At 62.7% G+C, this 21,848-nt stretch carries 27 protein-coding genes and 1 tRNA gene; 9 read left to right on the top strand and 19 right to left on the bottom strand.

What is annotated here, in order from left to right:
• Positions 1-114: 114 nt before the first annotated feature.
• A tRNA-Pro gene (locus X728_RS138315) sits at positions 115-191 on the top strand.
• Positions 192-272: 81 nt separating this feature from the next.
• Here the strand turns inward: X728_RS138315 and X728_RS1000000171870 are convergent.
• The 3 genes from X728_RS1000000171870 to X728_RS138330 form a co-directional block, all read right to left on the bottom strand.
• Positions 273-578, bottom strand: a complete 306-nt coding sequence (locus tag X728_RS1000000171870; RefSeq protein WP_050587086.1) for a CatB-related O-acetyltransferase — start codon at positions 576-578, stop codon at positions 273-275.
• 266 nt (positions 579-844) lie between these two features.
• Entirely contained in the window at positions 845-1,633 is a 789-nt protein-coding gene (locus X728_RS138325) for a hypothetical protein (RefSeq protein ID WP_023833087.1), read from the bottom strand.
• Positions 1,634-1,728: 95 nt separating this feature from the next.
• Positions 1,729-2,187, bottom strand: coding sequence for a YbaK/EbsC family protein (locus X728_RS138330; RefSeq protein WP_023833086.1), 459 nt, complete (start codon positions 2,185-2,187; stop codon positions 1,729-1,731).
• A 244-nt stretch (positions 2,188-2,431) separates the two neighbouring features.
• Here X728_RS138330 and X728_RS138335 point away from each other — a divergent pair, with 244 nt between their 5' ends.
• Positions 2,432-2,884, top strand: coding sequence for a cupin domain-containing protein (locus X728_RS138335; protein WP_023730864.1), 453 nt, complete (start codon positions 2,432-2,434; stop codon positions 2,882-2,884).
• 77 nt (positions 2,885-2,961) lie between these two features.
• Here X728_RS138335 and X728_RS138340 read toward each other — a convergent pair whose 3' ends face one another.
• On the bottom strand, positions 2,962-3,243 hold the full coding sequence (locus X728_RS138340) for a helix-turn-helix transcriptional regulator (protein WP_023689492.1): 282 nt from the start codon (positions 3,241-3,243) through the stop codon (positions 2,962-2,964).
• Positions 3,244-3,539: 296 nt separating this feature from the next.
• On the opposite strand from X728_RS138340, the gene X728_RS138345 reads away from it, so the two are divergent.
• A complete protein-coding gene (locus X728_RS138345; protein ID WP_023669379.1) occupies positions 3,540-4,154 on the top strand; it encodes a hypothetical protein in 615 nt (204 codons plus the stop codon).
• Between the two features lie 161 nt (positions 4,155-4,315).
• Entirely contained in the window at positions 4,316-4,507 is a 192-nt protein-coding gene (locus X728_RS1000000169690; protein ID WP_081732515.1) for a hypothetical protein, read from the top strand.
• 234 nt (positions 4,508-4,741) lie between these two features.
• On the opposite strand, the gene X728_RS138350 is transcribed toward X728_RS1000000169690, so the two are convergent.
• Positions 4,742-4,945: a hypothetical protein gene (locus X728_RS138350; RefSeq protein WP_023669377.1), complete on the bottom strand. Its 204-nt coding sequence runs from the start codon at positions 4,943-4,945 to the stop codon at positions 4,742-4,744.
• 413 nt (positions 4,946-5,358) lie between these two features.
• Between X728_RS138350 and X728_RS138355 the strand changes: the two genes are divergently transcribed.
• A complete protein-coding gene (locus tag X728_RS138355) occupies positions 5,359-5,628 on the top strand; it encodes a hypothetical protein (RefSeq protein ID WP_023669376.1) in 270 nt (89 codons plus the stop codon).
• 73 nt (positions 5,629-5,701) lie between these two features.
• Here the strand turns inward: X728_RS138355 and X728_RS138360 are convergent, their stop codons facing one another.
• From X728_RS138360 to X728_RS138390, 7 genes are all read right to left on the bottom strand, one after another.
• On the bottom strand, positions 5,702-6,004 hold the full coding sequence (locus tag X728_RS138360; protein ID WP_023705060.1) for a hypothetical protein: 303 nt from the start codon (positions 6,002-6,004) through the stop codon (positions 5,702-5,704).
• Positions 6,005-6,088: 84 nt separating this feature from the next.
• On the bottom strand, positions 6,089-6,631 hold the full coding sequence (locus X728_RS138365; protein ID WP_023669374.1) for a MerR family transcriptional regulator: 543 nt from the start codon (positions 6,629-6,631) through the stop codon (positions 6,089-6,091).
• A 134-nt stretch (positions 6,632-6,765) separates the two neighbouring features.
• The gene (locus X728_RS138370) at positions 6,766-7,089 is read right to left on the bottom strand and encodes an integration host factor subunit alpha (RefSeq protein ID WP_006201891.1); all 324 of its coding nucleotides are present in this window, start codon (positions 7,087-7,089) and stop codon (positions 6,766-6,768) included.
• 104 nt (positions 7,090-7,193) lie between these two features.
• Positions 7,194-8,165, bottom strand: coding sequence for a beta-ketoacyl-ACP synthase III (locus X728_RS138375; protein ID WP_023697439.1), 972 nt, complete (start codon positions 8,163-8,165; stop codon positions 7,194-7,196).
• Between the two features lie 9 nt (positions 8,166-8,174).
• Positions 8,175-9,245, bottom strand: coding sequence for a phosphate acyltransferase PlsX (gene plsX, locus X728_RS138380; protein WP_023669372.1), 1,071 nt, complete (start codon positions 9,243-9,245; stop codon positions 8,175-8,177).
• 147 nt (positions 9,246-9,392) lie between these two features.
• Positions 9,393-9,941, bottom strand: coding sequence for a DUF177 domain-containing protein (locus X728_RS138385; protein WP_023715400.1), 549 nt, complete (start codon positions 9,939-9,941; stop codon positions 9,393-9,395).
• Positions 9,942-9,956: 15 nt separating this feature from the next.
• Entirely contained in the window at positions 9,957-10,499 is a 543-nt protein-coding gene (locus tag X728_RS138390; protein WP_023833084.1) for a ubiquinol-cytochrome C chaperone family protein, read from the bottom strand.
• 115 nt (positions 10,500-10,614) lie between these two features.
• Between X728_RS138390 and X728_RS138395 the strand changes: the two genes are divergently transcribed.
• A complete protein-coding gene (locus X728_RS138395; RefSeq protein WP_023669368.1) occupies positions 10,615-11,127 on the top strand; it encodes an outer membrane protein assembly factor BamE in 513 nt (170 codons plus the stop codon).
• 100 nt (positions 11,128-11,227) lie between these two features.
• Here the strand turns inward: X728_RS138395 and X728_RS0136370 are convergent, their stop codons facing one another.
• Positions 11,228-12,277 carry a helix-turn-helix domain-containing protein gene (locus tag X728_RS0136370; protein WP_196815117.1) on the bottom strand — a complete coding sequence of 350 codons (1,050 nt, stop codon included), beginning with the start codon at positions 12,275-12,277 and terminating at the stop codon, positions 11,228-11,230.
• A 209-nt stretch (positions 12,278-12,486) separates the two neighbouring features.
• Between X728_RS0136370 and X728_RS138400 the strand changes: the two genes are divergently transcribed.
• The gene (locus X728_RS138400; RefSeq protein ID WP_023700544.1) at positions 12,487-13,401 is read left to right on the top strand and encodes a LysR substrate-binding domain-containing protein; all 915 of its coding nucleotides are present in this window, start codon (positions 12,487-12,489) and stop codon (positions 13,399-13,401) included.
• Between the two features lie 71 nt (positions 13,402-13,472).
• On the opposite strand, the gene X728_RS138405 is transcribed toward X728_RS138400, so the two are convergent.
• Positions 13,473-14,000 (bottom strand): hypothetical protein, encoded by a 528-nt coding sequence (locus tag X728_RS138405; protein WP_023700545.1) that lies wholly within the window; start codon positions 13,998-14,000, stop codon positions 13,473-13,475.
• 75 nt (positions 14,001-14,075) lie between these two features.
• On the bottom strand, positions 14,076-14,537 hold the full coding sequence (locus tag X728_RS138410) for a DUF1772 domain-containing protein (protein WP_023833082.1): 462 nt from the start codon (positions 14,535-14,537) through the stop codon (positions 14,076-14,078).
• A gap of 301 nt (positions 14,538-14,838) precedes the next feature.
• Here X728_RS138410 and X728_RS138415 point away from each other — a divergent pair, with 301 nt between their 5' ends.
• The gene (locus X728_RS138415) at positions 14,839-15,384 is read left to right on the top strand and encodes a dTDP-4-dehydrorhamnose 3,5-epimerase family protein (protein ID WP_245259899.1); all 546 of its coding nucleotides are present in this window, start codon (positions 14,839-14,841) and stop codon (positions 15,382-15,384) included.
• A gap of 1 nt (position 15,385) precedes the next feature.
• On the top strand, positions 15,386-16,384 hold the full coding sequence (locus X728_RS138420) for a glycosyltransferase family 2 protein (protein WP_023833081.1): 999 nt from the start codon (positions 15,386-15,388) through the stop codon (positions 16,382-16,384).
• 77 nt (positions 16,385-16,461) lie between these two features.
• On the opposite strand, the gene X728_RS138425 is transcribed toward X728_RS138420, so the two are convergent.
• From X728_RS138425 to X728_RS138440, 4 genes are all read right to left on the bottom strand, one after another.
• Positions 16,462-18,603 carry a sodium-translocating pyrophosphatase gene (locus tag X728_RS138425; protein WP_023689501.1) on the bottom strand — a complete coding sequence of 714 codons (2,142 nt, stop codon included), beginning with the start codon at positions 18,601-18,603 and terminating at the stop codon, positions 16,462-16,464.
• A gap of 259 nt (positions 18,604-18,862) precedes the next feature.
• Positions 18,863-19,630, bottom strand: coding sequence for an ABC transporter permease (locus X728_RS138430; RefSeq protein ID WP_023833080.1), 768 nt, complete (start codon positions 19,628-19,630; stop codon positions 18,863-18,865).
• Positions 19,627-20,565 carry an ABC transporter ATP-binding protein gene (locus X728_RS138435; protein WP_023833079.1) on the bottom strand — a complete coding sequence of 313 codons (939 nt, stop codon included), beginning with the start codon at positions 20,563-20,565 and terminating at the stop codon, positions 19,627-19,629. Before X728_RS138435 ends, X728_RS138430 begins: the two co-directional genes overlap by 4 nt.
• Positions 20,562-21,725 (bottom strand): ABC transporter permease, encoded by a 1,164-nt coding sequence (locus X728_RS138440; protein WP_023833078.1) that lies wholly within the window; start codon positions 21,723-21,725, stop codon positions 20,562-20,564. The genes X728_RS138435 and X728_RS138440 overlap by 4 nt, the downstream gene beginning before the upstream one ends.
• Positions 21,726-21,848 lie beyond the last annotated feature (123 nt).

Here is a 21,848-nt window from a genome sequence, read left to right as displayed (position 1 = left end):
CCGCCGCGATTCCGCACGGTGTCGCCAAGCGAGGTGATATTCGTTCGGCTCGTTCACATGCGCCGTTTTAGCCCTTGCGCCACAACTCTCGAAAATATAAGGCTTTGCGCGGTCCGGAGTGTAGCGCAGCCCGGTAGCGCACTTGACTGGGGGTCAAGGGGTCGTCGGTTCGAATCCGGCCACTCCGACCAAACAACACAGGCGACTAGCTGCTTCCCCCAAGTGGCCATGCAATTTCTCAGCCCCACTGCAGCGACCAGCAAGATGCGTTCTTACGGTGTCGCACCGGCATGTCGCTCCAAGAAAAATTCGATCGGGCCGGTAAGAAAAGCAGCCTCCTGCTTGATCTTCTCGTCGCTCCATTCCCACCACCGGATCGCCAGCAACTTCCCAATGACATCATCTGAAAAGCGATAGCGGATGAGCTTGGCCGGGACCCCGCCGACGATGGCGTATGGCGGCACATCCCTGGTGACGACGGCCCCGGCCGCGACAATGGCGCCATCGGCGATGTGAATGCCTGGCATGATCAGCGCATCGCGGCCGATCCAAACATCATTGGCAATGGTGATGCCCACGGGTTCGCCACCGTGCTCAGTGGGATCAACTGATTCCATCAAGCGGCTATGGATCGGGAATGTGGTTGCAGCCCAGGGCGTGTGACTTCCCCCCGAACACTCAAAGCTGACATTGCCGGCCACCGAACAGAACGCCCCTATGGTCAACGGAGTGGCGGCAGACGTTCCAAACACCTTCCTCCGGCTCACCCCATAGGTGTGACGTCCGAGGATCACGCTTGAGGGCAGCCTGGATCGAAACGGATTCCTCATGCATAGCCACCCCGTCACAGTGACTTCCTATGCTTCTGATGCCACAAATCCAAGGGCGTCCGCCACAGACGATATCTACCGGCCTTTGCAACCTGCTGGCCGACTGGCACCGAGCCGTAAGCGTTAAAGAACGCATGTACGCGCGGCTCAGCGAACTGCTTTTTGCCTCGGGTGTTGTAGTGCCGGATCGGCAGGCGATGCGGGCTGATGGTTCGGCCATTTTGAGAAAGGGCTACCCCGAGGCAAAACTGCTTCGGCGCCCATGTGTCGGTCACCTCATGAACCACCTTGATAGCGGCGAAAGCGTCAACCATAGCACTGAGGCTTTCTCGGTGAATTCCAACGACGCCGCTGTTCCACATCGGCTCCTGGCCGGTCAAAACCTGGCCGCCGATGCTGATGTTCTTGCCCGGCAGCGCACGTTGATAGATGCGGTGCTTCCCTTCGCACAGGCGCATGATGGAGTGGATCGCAGAAATCGAGTGGAAGCCCTTCGACGGGTCACCCACCGGGTACATGTCGGTGTCCATGAAAAGCAGCCGATCAGCTCGCCGCAAAAGCTCACGCATCGTCCCGGCCTTGATGCCGAAATGATAGCTTCCACCGAAAGACCACTGATCTTTCTGTTCGGTCGTTATAAGCATTGTCTCAATGGGATAACCGCGAAAGAGTTCAGGCCTGTCCGTTGCGACAGTTATTCTGGCGGTCGGGCAATGGTGCAAAAGCTTGAGGGCGCTGAGCAGCGCGCCGCGATGGTAAAGCTCGTTCTCACCATAGGCGATGTAACCAAAAACGTCGTTCATTCCGCCACGTATAATGGGTCGTTCAATCTTCTACTAGCTGCGCTCGCAGTCGTTTTGCTCCCAGAAATCTCCTGCTGAAATCAGCCGACGATTCGCTACTGGCACACATCAACCCATTCGGCGCCGACAATCTGTGCCATGCGCTGCGGGCTGAGCCTTACAGCGGCGTTGGTGGCGCCGGCCGCGGGCACGACTTCATCGAAGGCGCGCAGCGAGACGTCGCAATAGATTGGCAGCGGCGCCGGCAGGCCGAATGGGCAGACGCCGCCGACGGGATGGCTGGTAATCGCGACAACCTCGTCGGCGTCAAGCATGCGCGGCTTGCCGCCGAAACGGTCCTTGAATTTGCGGTTGTCGAGCCTCGACATGCCGCCGGCCACGATCAGCATGGTCTCACCGCCGACGCGCAGGCAGATGGTCTTGGCGATCTGCGCCGGCTCCACGCCATGCGCCTCAGCCGCCAGCGCCACCGTCGCGGAACTCGCTTCGGTGACGAGCACTTCGACATCGGGCGCATGGGCAGCCAGGAAGGCGCGCACGGATTCAAGGCTCATCTCGGCATTGTCCCATTCGAAAACGGTTAGCGTTCACACTGGATAGCTTCACGCTCGGTCGGCGGCAACCTCCCCGCCCCTCGACGGCTGCAGCGGTACCAGGCCGGGCGGGTCGCGCCGCATGTCAGCAACACAAGGCGCATCCCCCGTGCGGGAGATGTGTTCGGGCTGCTGCATTGGTAGGTCGCAATGGATCAGGGCCGGCGCTGATGCTGTGCTCCCACGACCAACCGGAGAGATCATCATGCTCAAGCTCGCCTCGGCTCTGGCGCTGCTGCTTATCGGGACGGCGCCGCTGCTTGCCGACGACATGCCGATAAACGCGGACGCCATCAAATGGGGCCCTGCTCCTGCTGTCTTGCCCGCCGGCGCGGACATGGCTGTCATCGCCGGGGACCCCTCGAAGGATGGCATCTACGTGCTGCGGTTGAAGCTGCCGGCCGGCTACAGGATTGCCGCGCACAACCATCCCACCTCGGAATATGTGACGGTGATTTCCGGCAATTTTCATATCGGCATGGGCGACAAGCTCGACGAGACCAAGGGCATCGAACTGACCGCCGGCGGCTTCGGCGTAGCCCCACAGGGAATGAACCATTACGCCTGGACGACAAGCGCTACGATCGTCCAGGTTCATGGCGAGGGGCCGTTCGCGATCACCTACGTCAACCCGGCGGACGATCCGAGCAAGAAGTGACATTCGCCGTTGGGCGAATGCAACAAGCCCGCCAGGGCAAACCATGGCGGGCTTGTTGAACGACGCTTGGCCGTTGTTTATGAAACGGACCGGTTTTCCACAGGCGCCGTGGGCGCCGGGGCATCGATCAGGGCCGTTTCCGGCAATTGCAATGCTGCGGCGATCCGGCGAAGTTTCGTCGGATCGGTGTCCTTGCCGCTCTCTATGTCGGCAATCTCGCTGGTCGACAGACCGCAGGTCAGGGAAAGCTCTTCAATACTGTATCCCTTTGTCTCCCGGATGGCTTTGAGGCCGGGGTGCTCGAGCGCAACGTCGGCCGCCAGCCTGGAGAAGGGTTCGTGTTTTGCAGTTTGGGGCATTGGCAACTCCATGGGGCTAAAGAGTTTTGGATCAAATGATAGGGTGTTGCCTGAGAGCCGGGACAATGCCCGCTTGACGGCGATTTGCCAAGGCCCAAACCGACCGTCACAGCATCGTGAACCGGCGTCAAAACCGCAGGCGCCAGGGCACATATAGGATCTCCGCCCCGATCTCCCAATCAAGTTCTTTTGAAGGGCCGAACGCCGAAGTGTTCAGCGGTTTTGCGCCGCTCGCGCGTTAGCCTGATGTTGCTGGCAGCCGCATCGGGCCAGCTTTTCCCAAGAGGATCAGATCCATGACATTCAAGACATCAGCCATCGTGCTCGCCACGATTTCAGGCCTCGCTGGCGCGAGCATGGTCGCGGCGCAGGCCGCCGAGGCCGTGCGCATTCGCGGCACGGTGACCGCCTTTGCCGGAGCGACGCTGACGGTGAAGACCCGCGAAGGCGCTACCGACGCCATCGCGCTGGCTGAAGGGTGGAAGATTTCCGGCGTCGCCAAGGCGGATGCCGGGGATATCAAGCAAGGCGATTTCCTCGGCATTGCCTCTGTTTCGAAGGCCGATGGCGGCAGCGGCGCGCTTGAGGTGGTGATCTTCCCGGCCGCGCTGAAGGGCGCCGGCGAAGGCGACCGCCCGTGGGATCTCGAGCCCAACAGCCGGATGACCAACGGCACGGTCGCCGATGTCACCGAGATTGCAGGTCGCACGGTGACGCTGACCTACGACAATGGCCAGAAAAAGCAGATCGCGATCCCGCAGACGACGCCGGTGGTGACCTTCGCGCCGGCGACGCCCGCCGACCTCAAGCCTGGCGCTGTGGTGTTCGTCAACGCCGAGCGCGGCAGCGACGGCAAGCTGACCGCGGGCCGGGTCGTTGTCGGCACCAACGGCGTCATTCCGCCGATGTAAGTTGCCGACGAAGCCGCCATACACAATCCAGAAACAAAATTCTACAGTCCGGAAAAACTGTCGAAAAGTTCGGAGGCGATAGTCATGACTGCGGGGTTCACCGGGACCGATCTTGCTCGGTGACGGTCAAATTCAGCCCGCGCAGAAAAGGAAACGAAGTCATGAAGAAGTCCCTCCTGTCGGCTCTCGGGCTGGCTTTTGCCCTGGCTGTCTCTCTGCCGCTCATCGGCGCCAGCAGCGCCGACGCAGCATCGCTGCACAAGAAGCATCACCATCATCATCATCACAACAAGCATCACCGCCGTCACCATCACCACCACCACCACCACAAGGTGGAGGCCAAGAAGGCCTGACACGGCCGACTTGCCCAACGGGAAGGCTGGCCCTGGAGTCCTCGCCAAGGCCGCCTTCCCGTTGGTTTTTGCCAGGCGACACGTGGAAAAGCTGAAGGCAGGATTCGATGGCGCCGATGCGCCAGATCGCGAGCAACCACAGCGCACCCCAACCAACGTATCAGGCGCAAGGCCGACAACACAGCGGTTGCCAGTTGCAGGACACCTCGGGTCTCTCAATGCTGTCGGAACCCGCTAGGACGGCGCCGCGAACGCGAGCACTATTGCGATCAAAATCAAAAGCGGTCCCATCCATTTGAAATGCTTCGCGACCTGCAGCCACCATGGCTGCTGACCTTTCTGGGCCTGAAAAGGACTTTGGAGCAGCCCAAAACCAACGCCTGTCATCCACAGCCCAGCGCAGAACATGATGAACTCGTCGATGTAATTTGCGACCACGCCCGTCTCCTCCGCCGGTACCTTTGGACTGGCGTTATAGTCGCAGCCGGGAGTGGCAGAAAGCGCGGTGCCAAGTGGCGGCAATGACTGCTGCCGCCACCTGACAAGAGCCGGGCGCGGACTCGGTCTTGGCCGGCCATTTGGGCACGCCACGGTGTGACCTTCGCATGGGATGCCGCGCCGCTACCTCAGCGGCCTTCACGCGAAAATGCATGATCGATGCCGGCCCCGCCAGGCGCCGTCCGTTGGCGAAGGCTAAAAATCGACGTCGCGAAAAAACGCGAAGAAAATTCGAACCACGCATGAACCTTTGCTTTGGAGGCCGCACTAACCGGCATGGACGCCGAGAAGGCGATCCCAACACAGAAGGACGCCATGGTGGCGATCCTCGATCCAGAGAAGGAAATGCTCAAATGACCAACTTCAAGCGCATCACGCTCGCCGCGGCCCTCATCGTCTCGGCCTTCGGTTCGGCTTCCGTTCCGACCTCGGCTTTCGCCAACGGCACGCATCCCACGGGCGACGGCGGCGCGGTTTGCAAGGGCTCCGGTCATTGCCTGGTGCTCTCGATCGAGTGCAAAGGCACCTATACCGACGCCACGGACAAGAATGGCACTGTCTATGGCAAGTGCAGCCAGACCGCGCAGGTTTCACCGCAGGCCAAGATCAAGCTCGCCAAGTAATCGGCCGCAGATCAGGGAAATGGCGGTCGTCCGCGGGACGGCCGCCATTTTCTTTTTGTTTTCGTGAATTGTTTTAGCGCCGGCTGAGCAACAAGCTGGCGAGAAGGCCGACCACGACCAACCCAACAGCAGCGGCTGTTGCCGGACGATCGCGCGCCGTCTTTTCGATCGCCCTGCCCTGCTTCCTGATCGCCGGCAGCGCATCGCTGACAAGGTCGGCAAGCTGCCCATAATAGTCCGAAGCGGCATCGCGCCCGTCCTCGTAGTAAGCACCGCCGCGTTTGGCCACGACTTTGCGCAAGGCGGCGAGCTCTTTGGAAAGGGTCGCGACCTGCTTTTCGAGATCGAGATCGGAGAGGGTCGAAAGCGATGCCATGATTGTTTTCCTTCTTTTTGAGAGAAGGCCAAACGCATGGCCGCAGAACCGGTTCCGGTCTGCTTGCCCGAGGCAGCGGAAAGGTTAGCGCACCTGGTCGAGCAGGCGCTTGCACTCCAGGAGGTCAAACAGCGCCTCCTGCAGCAAGGCCCGGTTGTCGCGCGACAGTTTCGATGCGCCGGGCTGGACCGGACCTTCCTCCTCGGTCTTGCCCAGGCCGAAAAAGCGGCGGCTGGGTTTTACCTTGGGCTGGCCGACCAGCATCTCGTCATCCATGCCGCGCGGCTGGGCGGCTGGCGTCAGCGGCACCTGATCGGCCTGCCTGCGCTGCGAGATCGCTTCGACGGCAGCCATGTCGCCATTGCCGATGGCGACCAGGAAATGGTTGCCGTTCTCGCGCAGCAGTTTCTGCACGCCCTTGATCGTGTAACCCTGGTCGTAGAGCATGTGGCGGATGCCCTTGATCAGTTCGACATCCTGTGGCCGGTAGTAGCGGCGGCCGCCGCCGCGCTTCATCGGCTTGATCTGGTTGAAACGGGTTTCCCAGAAGCGCAGCACGTGCTGCGGCAGATCGAGATCCTCCGCGACCTCGCTGATGGTGCGGAAAGCGTCGGGGCTCTTGTCCATGGGCGAAATCCTCACGCTGGACGGCGATCCGGCCCAGTCTGCCGAATCGGGTATCATTTCAGCGGTTTATGAAACAATATTCAAGCCCGGCGTCAAAACGGCCCGGCGTTTTCAACCGAAGCCTGCGGCAGAACCTATTTGCCGCCCTTGGCCTTGCTGTTCTGGTGCGAGCGCAGGATACGGCTTTTCAGCACGTTCGACGACTTGAAGGTCATCACCCGGCGCGGCAGGATCGGCACTTCCTCGCCGGTCTTGGGATTGCGGCCGATGCGTTCGTTCTTGGAACGGACGTGGAAGGTGGCGAAGGACGACAGCTTCACCGTCTCGCCGCGTACGATGGCTTCACAGATTTCGTCCAGCACCGCTTCGACGAGTTCTGCCGATTCAGTGCGTGACAAGCCGACCTTACGGTAAACAGCTTCGGCAAGGTCGGCGCGCGTAAGTGTCTTTCCCCCCATGCGACCGTCCCATCAGTTCAAAAAACATAAATCGATACAGGTAAAGGCAGAGCCTAAGTAATTGATCCGGCAAGGTCAAGGACCGAAACCGGACCGTTCGGCACTTACCAGCGAACGAGAACCGCGCCCCAGGTGAAGCCGCCGCCCATCGCTTCCAGGAGCACGAGATCACCCTTCTTGATGCGACCGTCGGCGACGGCCACCGAAAGCGCCAGCGGCACGGAAGCAGCGGAGGTGTTACCGTGCAAATCGACGGTGACCACCACCTTTTGCTCAGCAATCCCGAGCTTCTTGGCCGAAGCGTCAATAATGCGTTTATTGGCCTGATGCGGCACGAACCAGTCGAGGTCGTCGGCGGTTATGCCGGCCTGCGAAAACGTCGCCTCGATGACGTCGGTGATCATGCCGACGGCGTGCTTGAACACCTCGCGGCCTTCCATCCTGAGATGGCCGACGGTGCCGGTGGTCGAGGGACCGCCATCGACGAAAAGCTTGTCCTTGTGGGCGCCGTCGGAGCGCAGGCTCATCGCCAGCACGCCACGGTCGGCAATGCCGCCAGTGCCCTCATCCGCTTCCAGCACCAGCGCGCCGGCGCCGTCGCCGAACAACACGCAGGTCGAGCGGTCGCTCCAGTCGAGGATGCGCGAAAAGGTCTCCGCGCCGATCACCAGCACGCGCTTGGCGAGGCCGCCTCTGATGTAGAGGTCGGCGGTGGTCACCGCATAGACGAAGCCCGAGCACACCGCCTGCAGGTCGAAGGCAAAGCCGTGATGCATGCCGAGCCGGTTCTGGATCTCGACGGCGGTCGCCGGAAAGGTGTTGTTGGGTGTCGAGGTCGCCAGCACGATCAGATCAATGTCGGCAGGCGAAAGACCAGCATTGTCGAGCGCTGCGCGCGCCGCCGCCTCGCCCAGGGATGCCGTCGTCTCGTCATCGGCGGCGATATGGCGCTGGCGGATGCCGGTTCGCTGGGCGATCCACTCGTCCGAGGTCTCGACCATGCCTTCGAAATCGGCATTCTTCATGATGCGGCGGGGCAGCGCAGCACCGGTGCCGCGCACGACTGATCTGATCAAAGCTCTTTCCTATTCCTTTTCGTCGACGGTGGCGTCGGATTTCCTGTTTGCCTGGGCATGCGGGTTGCGCGCATGGAACAGGTCGAGATCGGCCTCGATGCGGTCGATCAGATTGTTGCGCACCATGTCGTAGCCAAGCTCGATGGCCGCCGCGAAACCGTCCGAATCGGCGCCGCCATGGCTCTTTACCACGATGCCGTTCAGACCCAGGAAAACACCGCCATTGGAGCGGCCCGGATCGAGCTTTTCGCGCAGGCGGTCAAAAGCGCCCTTGGCGAAGACATAGCCGATCCTGGCCATCAGCGTGCGGTTCATCGCGGCGCGCAGATAGCCTGAGATCTGGCGCACAGTGCCTTCTGCCGTCTTGAGCGCGATGTTGCCGGCAAAGCCTTCGGTGACGACCACGTCGACCGTGCCCTTGCCGATGTCGTCACCCTCGACGAAGCCATGATAATTCATCGAGGCCATGTTGGCCTCGCGCAGCATGCGCCCGGCTTCCTTGACCTCTTCCTGTCCCTTGATCTCCTCGACGCCGACATTGAGCAGGCCGACTTTCGGCCGGTCGATGCCGAACACCGAGCGCGCCATGCCGGTGCCGAGAATGGCAAAGTCGATCAGCTGGTGCGCATCGGCGCCGATGGTGGCGCCGACATCCAGCACCACGCTCTCGCCGCGCATCGTGGGCCAGATCGCCGCGATCGCCGGACGATCGATGGTCGCCATCGTGCGCAGGCAGAATTTCGACATCGCCATCAGCGCGCCGGTATTGCCGGCCGAAATGCAGGCCTGCGCGCTGCCACTCTTGACTGCTTCGACAGCCTTCCACATCGACGACTTCCAGCGGCCGTGGCGCAGCGCCTGGCTCGGCTTGTCATCCATCCTGACCGCGACTTCGCAATGGTGGAACTCGCTGACCTCGGCCAGTTTGGGGAATTTGGCGAGTTCGGGGCGCACCAATTCCTCGCGCCCATAGATGACGAAGCGGATGTCGGGACGCCTGACGGCGACCGTCATGAGTGCCGGGATGACCACGTTTGGCCCGTGATCGCCACCCATGGCATCGATGGAAATCCTGATCACGCTTTCTTTATCTCACTAGCTTGGGCCAGGGCACATGGCCCGCGAAAGAAATACGAAACTCGCGAAATTCAGGGGCTCGCGAAGGTTCGGCGAAAATAGCGGTTTTGGGCTGCCGCACAACCGGCTTTTCTCCGATCGCTTCGTGTTTTAGGATTTTCCAAGCAAGGATCGCAGCTTTTGCTGGAATTCATTCTCGACGGGCTCGTTCGGGCCGGCGGCATCGAGCGAGGCGCCTGCCTTGCGCGGATAGGGATCGATCGCCAGCCCGAAGAACTGTTCGGCGAGCGCGCCGACGTCGATCGTGTCGCCGGAGAAAGTTTCCGGGCTGTCCGGCCCTTCGGCGTCGAGCAGGATCTCGCCGCCGCCTTCGAACCCTTGCCGTCCGAGCTTGGATTGCTCCGGCAGGAACAGCGCCTCGACCTCCTCGTCGATATGGGCCGCGACCGGCTCAAGGGTGACGATGCAGGCCTGGGTGATATCAGCCTCAACGCGGCCGCTGACTTTGACGCCATTGCGCTTCCACGGCGCCACCAAAAGCTCAGCACGGTAGTTTTCGACCGAAAGCAGCTCGTGCTCGCGCGCAAGCATTGCGCGCTGCGCGGCGTCGGCGTCGATCACCACCTGCAAACCTTTGTGCGGCAGGCGGCCGACATTGGCCGCGAATGAGACCGGGCTAGGCGTGTCCACATGTTTCATCTTGGTCTCCCCTCCTCACTCCGCTTTCGCGACGGGAAACGCCACGGCACCGGAAACGATCAATTCGGACGGCTGTGCTTCAAGCTGCCTTGCGGCATCGATTACATAGGACGCCAGCGGCAAGGCTTGCGGCCAGGCGCCGGCATCGGGCCTGACATTGCGCGCCAGGGCGGCAGCAAGCGCGTCGCGGTCGCTGCGTTCCAGCGCGTCGTCATAGGCGGCGGTACGGCCGTAGAACATTTTGGCCAGCCTCTTCATGCGCTTGGGCACGCCGACATCGCCAACGCCCAGTTCCCGCAGCGAATGCTCGACATCGAGAAAGAACTCGTCGATCAGCACCTGCGCGACCTCATGCGCGACGCCCTCTTCGCCGCGGAGCCGGTGCTGAAACAGGAACATATGCAGCGACAGCATCTCGAAACGGCCGAGCGGCGTATCCGGCACATTCCAGTGGGAATAAAACACGGTCTGCCGCGCCGCCGCCACGATTTGTGCGTAAAGCGCCTCGGTGATAGCGCGGTTGGCGTTGCGTTCGCGGCCAAAAAGGCGCTGGAACATTGAGGGTGGTCTCCTGGGGACCGATTGTTTGAATGGGCCTTGTTGCATCGGCAAGCAAGCTGGTTTACCGGTTTTGCCGCCCAGCGCAAGTTGCGGCCAGCTAATGGAGTTGTTGTTGCGCGCGCTGAAATTCAAGTCGACTTTTCTGCCTGGGGCCACCGCCGCGGTTTCGCTGGTGCTGGTGGCTTCCGCGCTGTCGGGCTGCAATTCGTCCAAGATGTTCGGCGACCTTAACCCTAGCGAGACGCTGACGCAGGGCTATGTTATCGACCAGCAGGCGGTCGATTCGGTGCCGGTGGGCTCCAGCCGCGAACAGGTGCTTCTGGCGCTCGGCACGCCATCGACGAAAGCCACCTTCGACAATGAGGCGTTCTATTACATTTCGCAGACGCGCAAGCGCTATGTCGCTTTCGACAAGCCGCGCCTGGTCGACCAGAAAGTGCTCGCGGTCTATTTTGGCGAGGACGGGCGCGTCACCCAGATTGCCAATTACGGTCTGAAGGACGGCAAGATTTTCGACTTCATCTCGCGCACCACGCCGACCGGCGGCAAGGACCAGAACTTCCTCAGCCAGATCATCAAGGGCGCCAGCAAGCTGGCGCCCCCCATTCCTGGCGGCGGCGCCTAAGAAGCGACCGCCTTCCTCAGATTTTTGCTTCCCCCGAAGCGACACCATCTCAGGCGACCAAAAGCCCGCGGGAGCGATCCTGCGGGCTTTTGTTTTGAGGTCATGCGGCCGCAACACCCGTCGCGCTTTGCCGCGCGTGGCCTGTTCGGCCGCCGGGCTCCAGCGAGGCGCGGTGCACAGCCGCACTCTGCCGCGCTTCCGAAGGCGTCATGCCGAAATGCCGGCGGAAGGCGTGGTTGAAGGTCGAGAGATCGCCGAAGCCGGCGTCGAAGGCGATGGCGCCGATGGTGCGGTGTGCCAGGCGCAGGTCGGATAGCTTGCTGCAAACCAGCGCCAGCCGCCGGCCAAGCACGAACTGCGACAGCGAGGTACCCTCACCCTCGAACAGCTTTCTGATATAGCGCGCGCTGACGCGGTGGCGCCCGGCCAGCGCGTCGGACCCGACATCGCCGGAAGCCAGATTGCTTTCGATATCGGCTTTGATGGCGCGCAGCCGCGCGGCGCGTATGCCGCGGCCTGCGGCGACCTCAGTGGCGTCCTGCGTTGCCCCGACCACGACCGCGACAAGGTCCTGTATGTGTTTGGCGGCAAGCCAGCGCAATTCGGATGCGGCCAGGTTCGGCTCCTGCATCAGCAGACGGACATAGCTGGTCAGCAGCAAGAACTTTTCGCCCACGCATGACATCGGCGTCATCAGGGCGGCATCCGCATTCGCAGCCATGGGCCCGAGGGCTGCCTTGGGGATGGTGATGAAGAGATGATGCGACATCGCCCGCTCGATCACATGCGGATCAGAGGAGGACAGAAGGATTGCCTGGCCGGCCTCGATGCTGGCCTCGCGGCCGAGATGCGAGAAGGTGGCAGCGCCCTCCAGACACATGAAGAAAATGTAATCATCGGTCCCCTTGGCCATGGCGCGGGAACGGATGGTGCGGAAGGCGGTGGTCCNGGTGGTCCTCGAATCGGCAATGCCGACGCCCGGCAGCCGCAGGATGGTCGCGTCGACGGAGAGCTTTTCCTCCGTGACGTTAAAATCCATGTCGGTCACCATCCGGCGCAACAGGTCGCAATAGACGTTTCGCCATTCCGCTCGCGGCCACATGGCGGTCGAAAAGCGCGCATACGCAAACTCGGGGGGTCGAATAGTCATGGGGTACTCCCAAGCGATTGTCTTCATTTCACTGTCGTTCGTAGTCGAGGCTCGTTCCATGAACGGCCTCTCATTCCGACGGCGGCAATCGGGGGGCAGTGGATGGCTACAATGATTTGCGCACTTGGACAAAAGACTATTTACGAAGCTATGGATGAGCTTAGTTCATTCATGCTAAGAAACCCAGGGGCAGGATCGGGTAACGGCAAATGACAAGACGGCTTCCACAACTGGAATCCATTCGTGCTTTCGAGGTCATTGCCCGGCTGGGCAGCTTCAAGCGCGCCGGCGATGAGCTGAATGTTACGCCAAGCGCGCTCAGCCACCGCATCGCCGATCTCGAAGCCGATCTCGGCGTGCTTCTGTTCACCCGCCATGTCCGCCGCGTCGAACTAACGCTTGAAGGCGAACGATTGTCCGCGGGCGTGCGACGCGCATTGCTGGAAATCCAGAGCACGGTCGCGAGTGTCGCGCGCAACGAGCGCACGAGGCTGAGGGTCACTGCCATTCCTTCGCATGCCGTACGCTGGCTGGCCCCGCGCCTGCACAGGTTTCGCAAAAAGCATCCCGAAACAGAGATCGACATCAATGCGGATCTTGCAGTCGTCGACCTTTCGCAGCGAACAGTCGACATCGCATTGCGTTTCGGCGGCGGACACTATCCGGCCGTCGAGACCGAATGGCTGATGGCAGATGCGATCTTTCCTGTCGTCAGTCCCGACTATCTCGCCGCCAACGGCCCGGTCAGAGACCAGCACGATGTGCTGCGACTGTTCCGCATCCTCGACACGACGGCCGAAAATGACGAGAGCGGCGCCAATTGGCGCCACTGGTTCGAGAGAAACAATCTGCCGCTGGATACGGTTGGCGACGGCATGAATCTGAATGGCACCTTGTTGGCGGTCGAAGCGGCGGCGAGCGGTCTGGGCGTCGCTATCGCGAGGAAGTCGCTGGTCGAGAGCGATTTGCGGACCGGCAGGCTCGTCCGCCTCCTGACGACGGACATACCGACGAACTGGAACCACTACGTCGTCGTCCACCCGTCCATCTCCGCCTGGGAGCCTGCCAGATCGTTCATCAACTGGCTGAAGGCGGAAGCCGGCGACAACACCGGCGCCGGTTGACCTCGGCGGCCGTCCAGGAGCTCTCATCGGAAGGCGTCGGGGCTCACGGACTCATCGTATCGGCCAGTTGCTCATCCTTGCGGCCCGACTGGTTCGCCGCCTTGGCGGCAAGCGCTGCCGCCATCTGGCTCTCCAGCTCGCGCAGCTTGGCGTCGAGTGTCGCCATGCCGCCCCAGGCGAATGTCGCGCGGTATAGCGGTGCGATCTCGGGCGTCAGGAATTCGACCAGTTTCGTCCTCGACCCAGACCTTGAGCACCTTGAACAGGCGGGCATCGATCAGCTCGCTATGCCAGCCCATGCGGGCGGCAATGCCCTGGATGGTTTCGGTCGAATTGGGCGTGCTGAGCAGCACATGCGAGCCGGAGCGCAGGCGCATGTTCGGGTCGAAGCCGATGCCGAGCGGCGCTTGCTGGTCCAGAACCGTGCCGCACGGCAGGATTTCGATCAGCGAGCCGAAATCGTCGCCGAGGCAGACAAACCATGCCCCCTCAGGAAATGGCGGCGACGGCGCACGAACCGCGGTGGCGACAAGCATTTCGGCAAGGACGCTGGCGACGGCCTGCGGATCGCGGGCGTTGAATGAAGCGTGATGCAGCATGGCAATACTCCTGTTTTCAACGGCGGCGGCCGGCAGAAGTGCCGACCCATGCCGCGGCGTTCCGCAAAAACTGAATCACCGGCTGAGCGTCAGGATGACCGCGGCAAACAGGCAGGCGTATTCGGCCAGTCCAAGCACAAGGCGCAAATTGTGGTTGGCCGCCCAGCTGTCGCGCGTCTGCGCCCAATCATCGGGGATGGTCACCGACGTCCAGCTCTGCACCTGTTTGTTGAGCGGCACCTGACGGCTGACGGTGAAGCCAATGTCGATCACCACCAGCGCCGCGGCGACGATGGTCAGGATGCGCGGCAGGCCGGCATCGACCGCAAACATCGCCATCGCCGCGATCAGCACCAGCGTCGTCAGCCTGACGAACGGCATCACCCGGGTAAACGTCCGGTCGCGCATCTGATGCATGGCCATGTACTGGCCGGCGGTAAGATCATCGATGCGAAAATCGTGGATTACGCCCGAGACGTAGATGCCGGCAATAATTCCAGCCAGCGCAAGCGAAGCCGCCATCAAGAAAATGTCCATGTCTTTTCCCTGCCCGAATGTCGTTTCCCTGGCCAAAATCGCCGCAGAGGCGAGCCCGACACCGCGTCGATCGCAATGTCCTGGCCAATGACCGGGGTATTAAAGCAGGCGAACGGTCCGGGCTTGGGTAGGATGGAACGATGTTTTGGGCAATGCGGCCCTCCGATTGCGTCGGAAACATCAAGTGCCGTGAGATCGAAACCTATCAGCAAACCTTGACGCGTACTTGCCAGCGACCGGTCAAATTCGTATCAGACCGTGCTGGCCAATGGCGCATCACGCTGAATTGGGAGGAGCATCCGTGCCGGAAAAAACCCGGACAAAACCGACAGGCTGGATGGCGACCGGAACGGCTGACGGCCAGGTGGTCACGCCTGACTGGATACCCATCGAGCCGGTGGCGATCGATGGCGTGAGGGTCAAGGAGATCAGGCCGGTCGCAACCTCCACCGGCTATCTGACCGAGATCTTTCGCGAGGAGTGGGAGCTCGATTCGGAGCCGGTCGGCCAGGTCTTCCAACGCACCTTGTATGCCGGCGCGGTGACGGGCTGGCATGCACACGCGGTGACCACCGACCGGCTGTTCTGCTGCGTCGGCAGCGTTCGCATTTCGCTGTTTGACGGACGCAAGGCCTCGCCGACCTTCGGCGCCGTCTGGCACAAGATTATCGGCCCGTTGCGCCCGGCGGTCGTCATCATTCCACCCGGAATATGGCACGGTGTTGTTTCGCTCGGAGCGGAGACGGCGGTGCTGCTCAACCTCGTCGACAAGGCCTATGCCTACGATCAGCCCGACCATTGGCGCCTGCCGCCAGACACCGACCACATTCCCTACAGACTGGTGTAGCGTGGAAGCATCGGCGCAGCGCGATCAGGCCGGCGGCGAACCGCTGGTTTCGATCGTGATCGCGACGCACAACCGGCCGGCAGCACTGCGGCAGGCATTGACCAGCGTCATGCGCCAGACGTTGCAAGGCTGGGAAGCCTTGGTCATCGGCGACGATTGCAGGCCGGATACGGCGGCCGTTGTCGCTGAATTTGGCGATGCCCGCATCGTCTACATCGATCTTCCTGTCAATTTCGGCGAACAGTCCGGTCCCAACAATATCGGCTTTGCCAGGGCGCGTGGCCGCTTCGTCGCCTTGCTCAACCACGACGATCTGTGGTTTCCCGACCATTTGGCGGCGATGACCGGCTGGATCGACGCCTCGGGCGCCGACGTGGTGCTGGCGCGCGGTGCCGTCATCCAGCCGCCGTCGGCGGCCGGCAATCCTGTCAATTCGATCTTCGGGATCGGCAAGGATGGTTTTTACGACCCCGTCACGACGGAAGGATTTGGCTCAGCACACATGTTTCGCCGCGCTTCGTTCAGCCTGCTCGGACCTTGGCGACCCGCCAGCCAGTGCTTTTGCGAAAGCTCGCAGGACTGGCTGTTTCGGGCATGGCGAAAGGGCGCGGTGATCGCGACGATGCCGCACCTCACGGTGATCAAGCTGCATTCCGGCATACGCAAGGGTTCCTATCTCGGCGACAATGCGCAGGAACAGAAGGATCTTCTGGACGCCATGCAGACGCCGGACGCCTTGCGCGTGAAAATCCTTGGCTGCGCGGGCGAACCCATTCGCCTGGCGGCATCGAGTTATCTCAGGCGCAGGCTGATGGCGGCTCTTGGCATCCATCCCCGCGCCCGCGCCTTCCGCCGCAAGTATAAGCGAGGCGCCTTCCTTGCCAAGCTGCGGCGCCTGCGTGGCCTGGCGCCGATGCCTGAGCGCGAACCTGGCGTGAGCGAATTGCTCGATCGCTACAGCAAGCGCGGCGATGCCGGCACCGAGCCGGATGAGGGTTGACTGCCACCAGCGTAAATCTCAAACAAAAACCCGCGGGATCGCTCCCGCGGGTTTGTTCCTGAAGCAGTGGCGTTGCCTTAGCCGTGCGCGAGCACGGCCAGCAGCAGAAGCGCCACGATGTTGGTGATCTTGATTGCCGGGTTGACCGCCGGGCCGGCGGTGTCCTTGTAGGGATCGCCAACCGTGTCGCCGGTGACCGAAGCCTTGTGCGCTTCGGACCCCTTGAGGTGCTTGACGCCGTCCTTGTCGACAAAACCGTCCTCGAACGACTTCTTGGCATTGTCCCAGGCGCCGCCGCCCGAAGTCATCGAGATGGCGACGAACAGGCCGTTGACGATGACGCCGAGCAACGAGGCGCCGAGTGCCGCAAAGGCGGACGCCTTGGAGCCCGAGATCAGCTGCACGCCGAAATAGACGACGAGCGGCGCCAGCACCGGCAGCAGCGAGGGGATGATCATTTCGCGGATCGCCGCCTTGGTCAGAAGGTCGACGGCGCGGGCATAGTTCGGCTTGGAGGTGCCGGCCATGATGCCCGGGTCCTCGCGGAACTGCTTGCGCACCTCCTCGACGATGGCGCCCGCCGCGCGGCCGACCGCCGTCATGGCGATGCCGCCGAACAGGTACGGGATCAGGCCGCCAAAGATCAGGCCGGCGACAACATACGGATTGGAGAGGTCGAAGGAGACATCGCCCATGCCCTGGAAGTATGGATATTTGTCGCCATTGGCGGCAAAGAACTTCAAATCGTTCGAATAGGCCGCAAACAGCACCAGCGCGCCGAGGCCGGCCGAACCGATGGCATAGCCCTTGGTCACCGCCTTGGTGGTGTTGCCGACCGCGTCGAGCGCGTCGGTGGAGTGGCGCACTTCCTTGGGCAGGCCGGCCATTTCGGCAATGCCGCCGGCATTGTCGGTGACCGGGCCGAAGGCGTCGAGGGCGACGATCATGCCGGCAAGGCCGAGCATGGTGGTGACCGCGATCGCCGTCCCGAACAGGCCGGCGAGCTGGTAGGTCGAGATGATGCCGCCGACGATGACGATTGCCGGCAGTGCGGTCGATTCGAGCGACACCGCAAGTCCCTGGATGACGTTGGTGCCGTGACCGGTCACCGAGGCCTGGGCGATGGAGTTCACCGGGCGCTTGTTGGTGCCGGTATAGTATTCGGTGATCACCACGATAAGACCGGTCACAACGAGACCGATCAGGCCGCAGATGAACAGGTTCTTGCCGATGATGGTCATGCCGGCGACGGTGCCGACCTCGCCCCAGCCGACGGTTGCCGAGGTAGCGACGCCGAGACCGACGATCGACAGCAGGCCGGTGACGATCAGGCCTTTGTAGAGGGCGCCCATGATCGAGCCGTTGGAACCGAGCTTGACGAAGAAGGTGCCGACGATCGAGGTCAGGATACAGGCGCCGCAGATGGCGAGCGGATAGAGCATCGCCGCACCCAGAGCGGCGGTTCCGCCGAAGAAGATGGCAGCCAGCACCATGGTGGCAACGACGGTCACCGCATAGGTCTCGAAGAGGTCGGCGGCCATGCCGGCGCAATCACCGACATTATCGCCGACATTGTCGGCGATGGTGGCCGGGTTGCGCGGATCGTCTTCGGGAATACCGGCTTCGACCTTGCCCACGAGATCGCCGCCGACGTCGGCGCCCTTGGTGAAGATGCCGCCGCCCAGACGGGCGAAGATCGAGATCAGCGAAGCGCCGAAGCCGAGCGAAACCAGCGCATCGATGACGATGCGGTCATTGGGCTGCAGGCCCATCGGGCCGGTCAGAATATAGTAGTAAATCGACACGCCGAGCAGCGCCAGGCCAGCCACCAGCATACCGGTGATGGCGCCCGACTTGAAGGCGATGTCGAGACCGGCGGCGAGGCTGTTGGACGCCGCCTGCGCGGTGCGCACATTGGCGCGCACCGAGACGTGCATGCCGATGAAACCGGCGGCGCCCGAAAGCACGGCGCCGATCAGGAAGCCGACCGCGGCGGTGATCGAGAGCAGCCACCAGGCGAGCACGAGCACGACCACGCCGACGATGGCGATGGTGGTGTACTGGCGCGCCAGATAGGCTTGCGCGCCTTCGCGGATGGCGGCGGAGATTTCCTGCATGCGTGCGTTGCCCTGATCGGCTGCAAGAACCGATCGTGTCGCCCAGATGGCGTAAAGGATTGAAAGCAAGCCGCAGGCGATGACGGCAGAAATGATGGTCATTGCCGAATTTTCCTCGATTGATGGCCCAAAAGAACCCCTCCCTGGGCCGTTGGTGCGGGGAGCGGAAAGCCTAGGCGGAATCCGTCCTTCGCAGCGGTGTATGCGAAACAGGGCTCGGAACGTCAAGATATTGTTCGGTTTTTGCCCCGCTTTCAGCCAAAAGGTTTAGGCCACAACATTCCCGTGGCCGATGCCTTGCTATTAGATCGGTTGAAATGACGCTGCGTCGGTCAATGCTTTGCCCGCAGTCCAGCGAAGGTCAGTCGCCAGTCTCCTGCCCCATCTTGCGCGCCGTGTAGCGCTCGATGGCGGACAGTCCGTCATAGATCAGCACCGCCAGCGCCGCGACGATCAGGCCGCCTTGCAGGACGAAGGCGAGATTGTTGGACAGCAGGCCGGCGATGATCACCTCGCCCAGCGTCTTGGCGGCAACCGTCGAACCGATCGTCGCCGTGGCCAGGCTGATCACCACCGACAGCCTTATGCCGCCCAGAATGATCGGCGCACTCAGCGGCAATTCAACCTTGATCAGCCTTTGCCAGCCGGTCATGCCGGCGCCGCGCGCGGCCTCCATGATGTTGCCCTGCAGCGTCGTGAGGCCGGTCAGCGCGTTCTCGAAGATCGGCAGCAGGCCGTAGAGAAACAGCGCAATCAGCGTCGGCTTCTCGCCGAAACCGACGGCGGGCACCGCCAGCGCCAGCACCGCCACCGGCGGAAAGGTCTGGCCGATATTGACCAGACTGCGCGACAGCGGCAGGAATTCGGCGCCCGCCGGCCTGGTCACCAGGATGGCAAGCGCCACGGCAACGATGGTTGCGGCGACGGTAGCGATCAGCACGGTCCTGAGATGCACCAGGGTCAGCGTCAGCAGGCTGCCCTGATTGTAGATCGCCGGCGCATTGTTTTCGGTCAGCGGCTTCAACAGCGGCTCGAACCAGCCGGGATTGGTGACGAAGGCTATGAGAAGCACCACCAGGGCAAGCCTGAGCAGCGAAGGCAGCCAGGCTTTTAGACCGGCCCCTTTCATGCCGGTCTCGCCGCGCGCTTCACCAGCCCGTCGACGGTGACGCGGCCGAGAGGCTTGCCGTCTTCGCCCTTGACCGGCAGCGCCGGCCGGCCGGACCACAGAAGCTCGGCCAGCGCGTCGCGCTGGCTGGCGTCGCCTGGGATCGCCTCGCCTTCGGCAGTCCCCTTTTCCACGGCCTCGCGCACGCGGCCGAGCGACAAGAGCCGGAACGGCTTTTCGCTGGCGCCGACCAGGGTTTCGACGAAGGCGTTCGCCGGCCGCGCCAGGATCTCTTCCGGCTTGGCGTATTGCACCAGCTTTCCGGCATCCATGACGGCGATCTTGTCGCCCATATGGACCGCCTCCTCCATGTCGTGGGTGACGAGGATGATGGTGGTGCCGAAGCGCTTCTGGATTGCCAGCAGGTCCTCCTGCGCCTTGGTGCGGATGATCGGGTCGAGTGCGCCGAACGGTTCGTCCATCAGAAGCACATTGGGCTCGGCGGCGAGCGCGCGGGCGACGCCGACACGCTGCTGTTGCCCGCCGGACAGTTCGTGCGGGTAGCGCGGGCCATAGGCCTCGGGGTCGAGCTGGTAGAGTGTCATCAACTCATCGACGCGGGCCTTGATGCGGTCCTTGTCCCAGCCCAGCAGGACCGGCACGGTGGCGATGTTCTGCGCAACGGTGCGGTGCGGGAACAGGCCGTGGCCCTGGATAGCGTAGCCGATGCTGCGGCGCAGCTCGTAGCCGGGCAGCGTGCGGTTGTCGTTGCCGTCGAGCTTGATGACGCCGGCGGTCGGCTCGACCAGCCGGTTGATCATTCGCAGCAGCGTCGTCTTGCCGGAACCGGAGGTACCGACAATGACGCAAACCGTGCGCGGCTCGACGACCATGGACACGTCGTCGACCACGGTCGTCGCGTCATAGCGCTTGGTAATGCCTTCGATCTCGATCATGCCGTTTCAACCCTGCGCCTAGTGGCGGTCATTTCGATCACTGCGTCGAGGATGATGGCCGCGGCGAAGGCCAGCGCCACCGTCGGCACGGCGCCGAGCAGCACCAGGTCCATTGCGGTCTGGCCGACGCCCTGGAAGACGAAGACGCCAAAGCCGCCGCCGCCGATCAGTGCGGCGATGGTGGCCAGGCCGATGTTCTGCACCAGCACGATGCGGATGCCGGTGAGGATCACCGGAAAGGCCAACGGAAACTCGATGCCGAACAGGCGCTGGCCATCGGTCATGCCCATGCCGCGCGCTGCATCATTGGCCGCGCGGGGTACGCCGGCAAGCCCGACCACGGTGTTGGCCACCACCGGCAGCAGCGAATAGAGGAACAAGGCAACGAAGGCGGGCGCGGTGCCGATGCCTCTGATACCGAGCGCTGCGGCACCCGGAACATGGGTGGCGACCCAGCCGAGCGGTGCGATCAGCAGGCCGAACAGCGCGATCGAGGGTATGGTCTGGACGATGTTGAGCACGTTGAGCACACCGGCGCGCAACCGTTCGACGCGATGGCATAGAATGCCGAGCGGCAGGCCGACGATCACCGCCGCCGCCAGCGACCCCAGCGCCAGTGTGATGTGCTTGGAGCCTTCGGCCCAGAAACTATCGGCGCGGTTTGCATATTCCTTGAGGATCGACAGGCTGTCCCACTGCCCCGATATCAGCAACAAGCCGATGGCCAGCGCCGCGAGGACGAGCACGCCGATGCGGGCCGGTGGCGACAGGTTGAGCCTGGTCAGCACGTCGGCGAGCAACAATGTGAAGGCAAAGATCAACAGCCAGAAGCCGGAAGCCGGCGAGATGCGGGCGAAGGTGTTGCCGGCCGGCATCAGGAAGGTGCCGGCGACACCGATCAGGATGGCAAGGGCGGCGAGCGCCACGACGCTTGCAGCCAGGCGCAGGACAAGCGGGGTTTTCAGCAACGCAACAATTGCGGCCACGACGACGACCGCCAGCAGCAGCGGCCCGACTGTGGCCGGCAGCGCCTCGAGGATCGAGCGCGCCTGACCGGGAACGATACGATTGGCGCGGAAGGTGGCGAACGGGGCCAGAAACGCCGCATAGGCAACGATCGCCGCGATAACCACGCCGAGCTTGTCGAAACGCAGGGTCATGGATGCCCCTCATGAGGAGCGATTTTCCACGTTGCGCAGACTACGCCGGTGATCGGCGAAAGCCGACGCGAAATCCGATCTCCCCCCTTGCGGGGGAGATGGCCGGCAGGCCAGAGGGGGGTG

The sequence above is a fragment of the Mesorhizobium sp. L103C119B0 genome, from assembly GCF_000502235.1.
GTDB lineage: Bacteria > Pseudomonadota > Alphaproteobacteria > Rhizobiales > Rhizobiaceae > Mesorhizobium.
This window is presented reverse-complemented; position numbering and strand designations above follow the sequence as displayed.

Coding starts and splice junctions, on each gene's coding strand:
- X728_RS138325 (WP_023833087.1), bottom strand. CDS start 1,633: ATGAACGACGTTTTTGGTTACATCGCCTATGGTGAGAACGAGCTTTAC.
- X728_RS138330 (WP_023833086.1), bottom strand. CDS start 2,187: ATGAGCCTTGAATCCGTGCGCGCCTTCCTGGCTGCCCATGCGCCCGAT.
- X728_RS138335 (WP_023730864.1), top strand. CDS start 2,432: ATGCTCAAGCTCGCCTCGGCTCTGGCGCTGCTGCTTATCGGGACGGCG.
- X728_RS138340 (WP_023689492.1), bottom strand. CDS start 3,243: ATGCCCCAAACTGCAAAACACGAACCCTTCTCCAGGCTGGCGGCCGAC.
- X728_RS138345 (WP_023669379.1), top strand. CDS start 3,540: ATGACATTCAAGACATCAGCCATCGTGCTCGCCACGATTTCAGGCCTC.
- X728_RS1000000169690 (WP_081732515.1), top strand. CDS start 4,316: ATGAAGAAGTCCCTCCTGTCGGCTCTCGGGCTGGCTTTTGCCCTGGCT.
- X728_RS138355 (WP_023669376.1), top strand. CDS start 5,359: ATGACCAACTTCAAGCGCATCACGCTCGCCGCGGCCCTCATCGTCTCG.
- X728_RS138360 (WP_023705060.1), bottom strand. CDS start 6,004: ATGGCATCGCTTTCGACCCTCTCCGATCTCGATCTCGAAAAGCAGGTC.
- X728_RS138365 (WP_023669374.1), bottom strand. CDS start 6,631: ATGGACAAGAGCCCCGACGCTTTCCGCACCATCAGCGAGGTCGCGGAG.
- X728_RS138370 (WP_006201891.1), bottom strand. CDS start 7,089: ATGGGGGGAAAGACACTTACGCGCGCCGACCTTGCCGAAGCTGTTTAC.
- X728_RS138385 (WP_023715400.1), bottom strand. CDS start 9,941: ATGAAACATGTGGACACGCCTAGCCCGGTCTCATTCGCGGCCAATGTC.
- X728_RS138390 (WP_023833084.1), bottom strand. CDS start 10,499: ATGTTCCAGCGCCTTTTTGGCCGCGAACGCAACGCCAACCGCGCTATC.
- X728_RS138400 (WP_023700544.1), top strand. CDS start 12,487: ATGACAAGACGGCTTCCACAACTGGAATCCATTCGTGCTTTCGAGGTC.
- X728_RS138405 (WP_023700545.1), bottom strand. CDS start 14,000: ATGCTGCATCACGCTTCATTCAACGCCCGCGATCCGCAGGCCGTCGCC.
- X728_RS138410 (WP_023833082.1), bottom strand. CDS start 14,537: ATGGACATTTTCTTGATGGCGGCTTCGCTTGCGCTGGCTGGAATTATT.
- X728_RS138425 (WP_023689501.1), bottom strand. CDS start 18,603: ATGACCATCATTTCTGCCGTCATCGCCTGCGGCTTGCTTTCAATCCTT.
- X728_RS138430 (WP_023833080.1), bottom strand. CDS start 19,630: ATGAAAGGGGCCGGTCTAAAAGCCTGGCTGCCTTCGCTGCTCAGGCTT.
- X728_RS138435 (WP_023833079.1), bottom strand. CDS start 20,565: ATGATCGAGATCGAAGGCATTACCAAGCGCTATGACGCGACGACCGTG.
- X728_RS138440 (WP_023833078.1), bottom strand. CDS start 21,725: ATGACCCTGCGTTTCGACAAGCTCGGCGTGGTTATCGCGGCGATCGTT.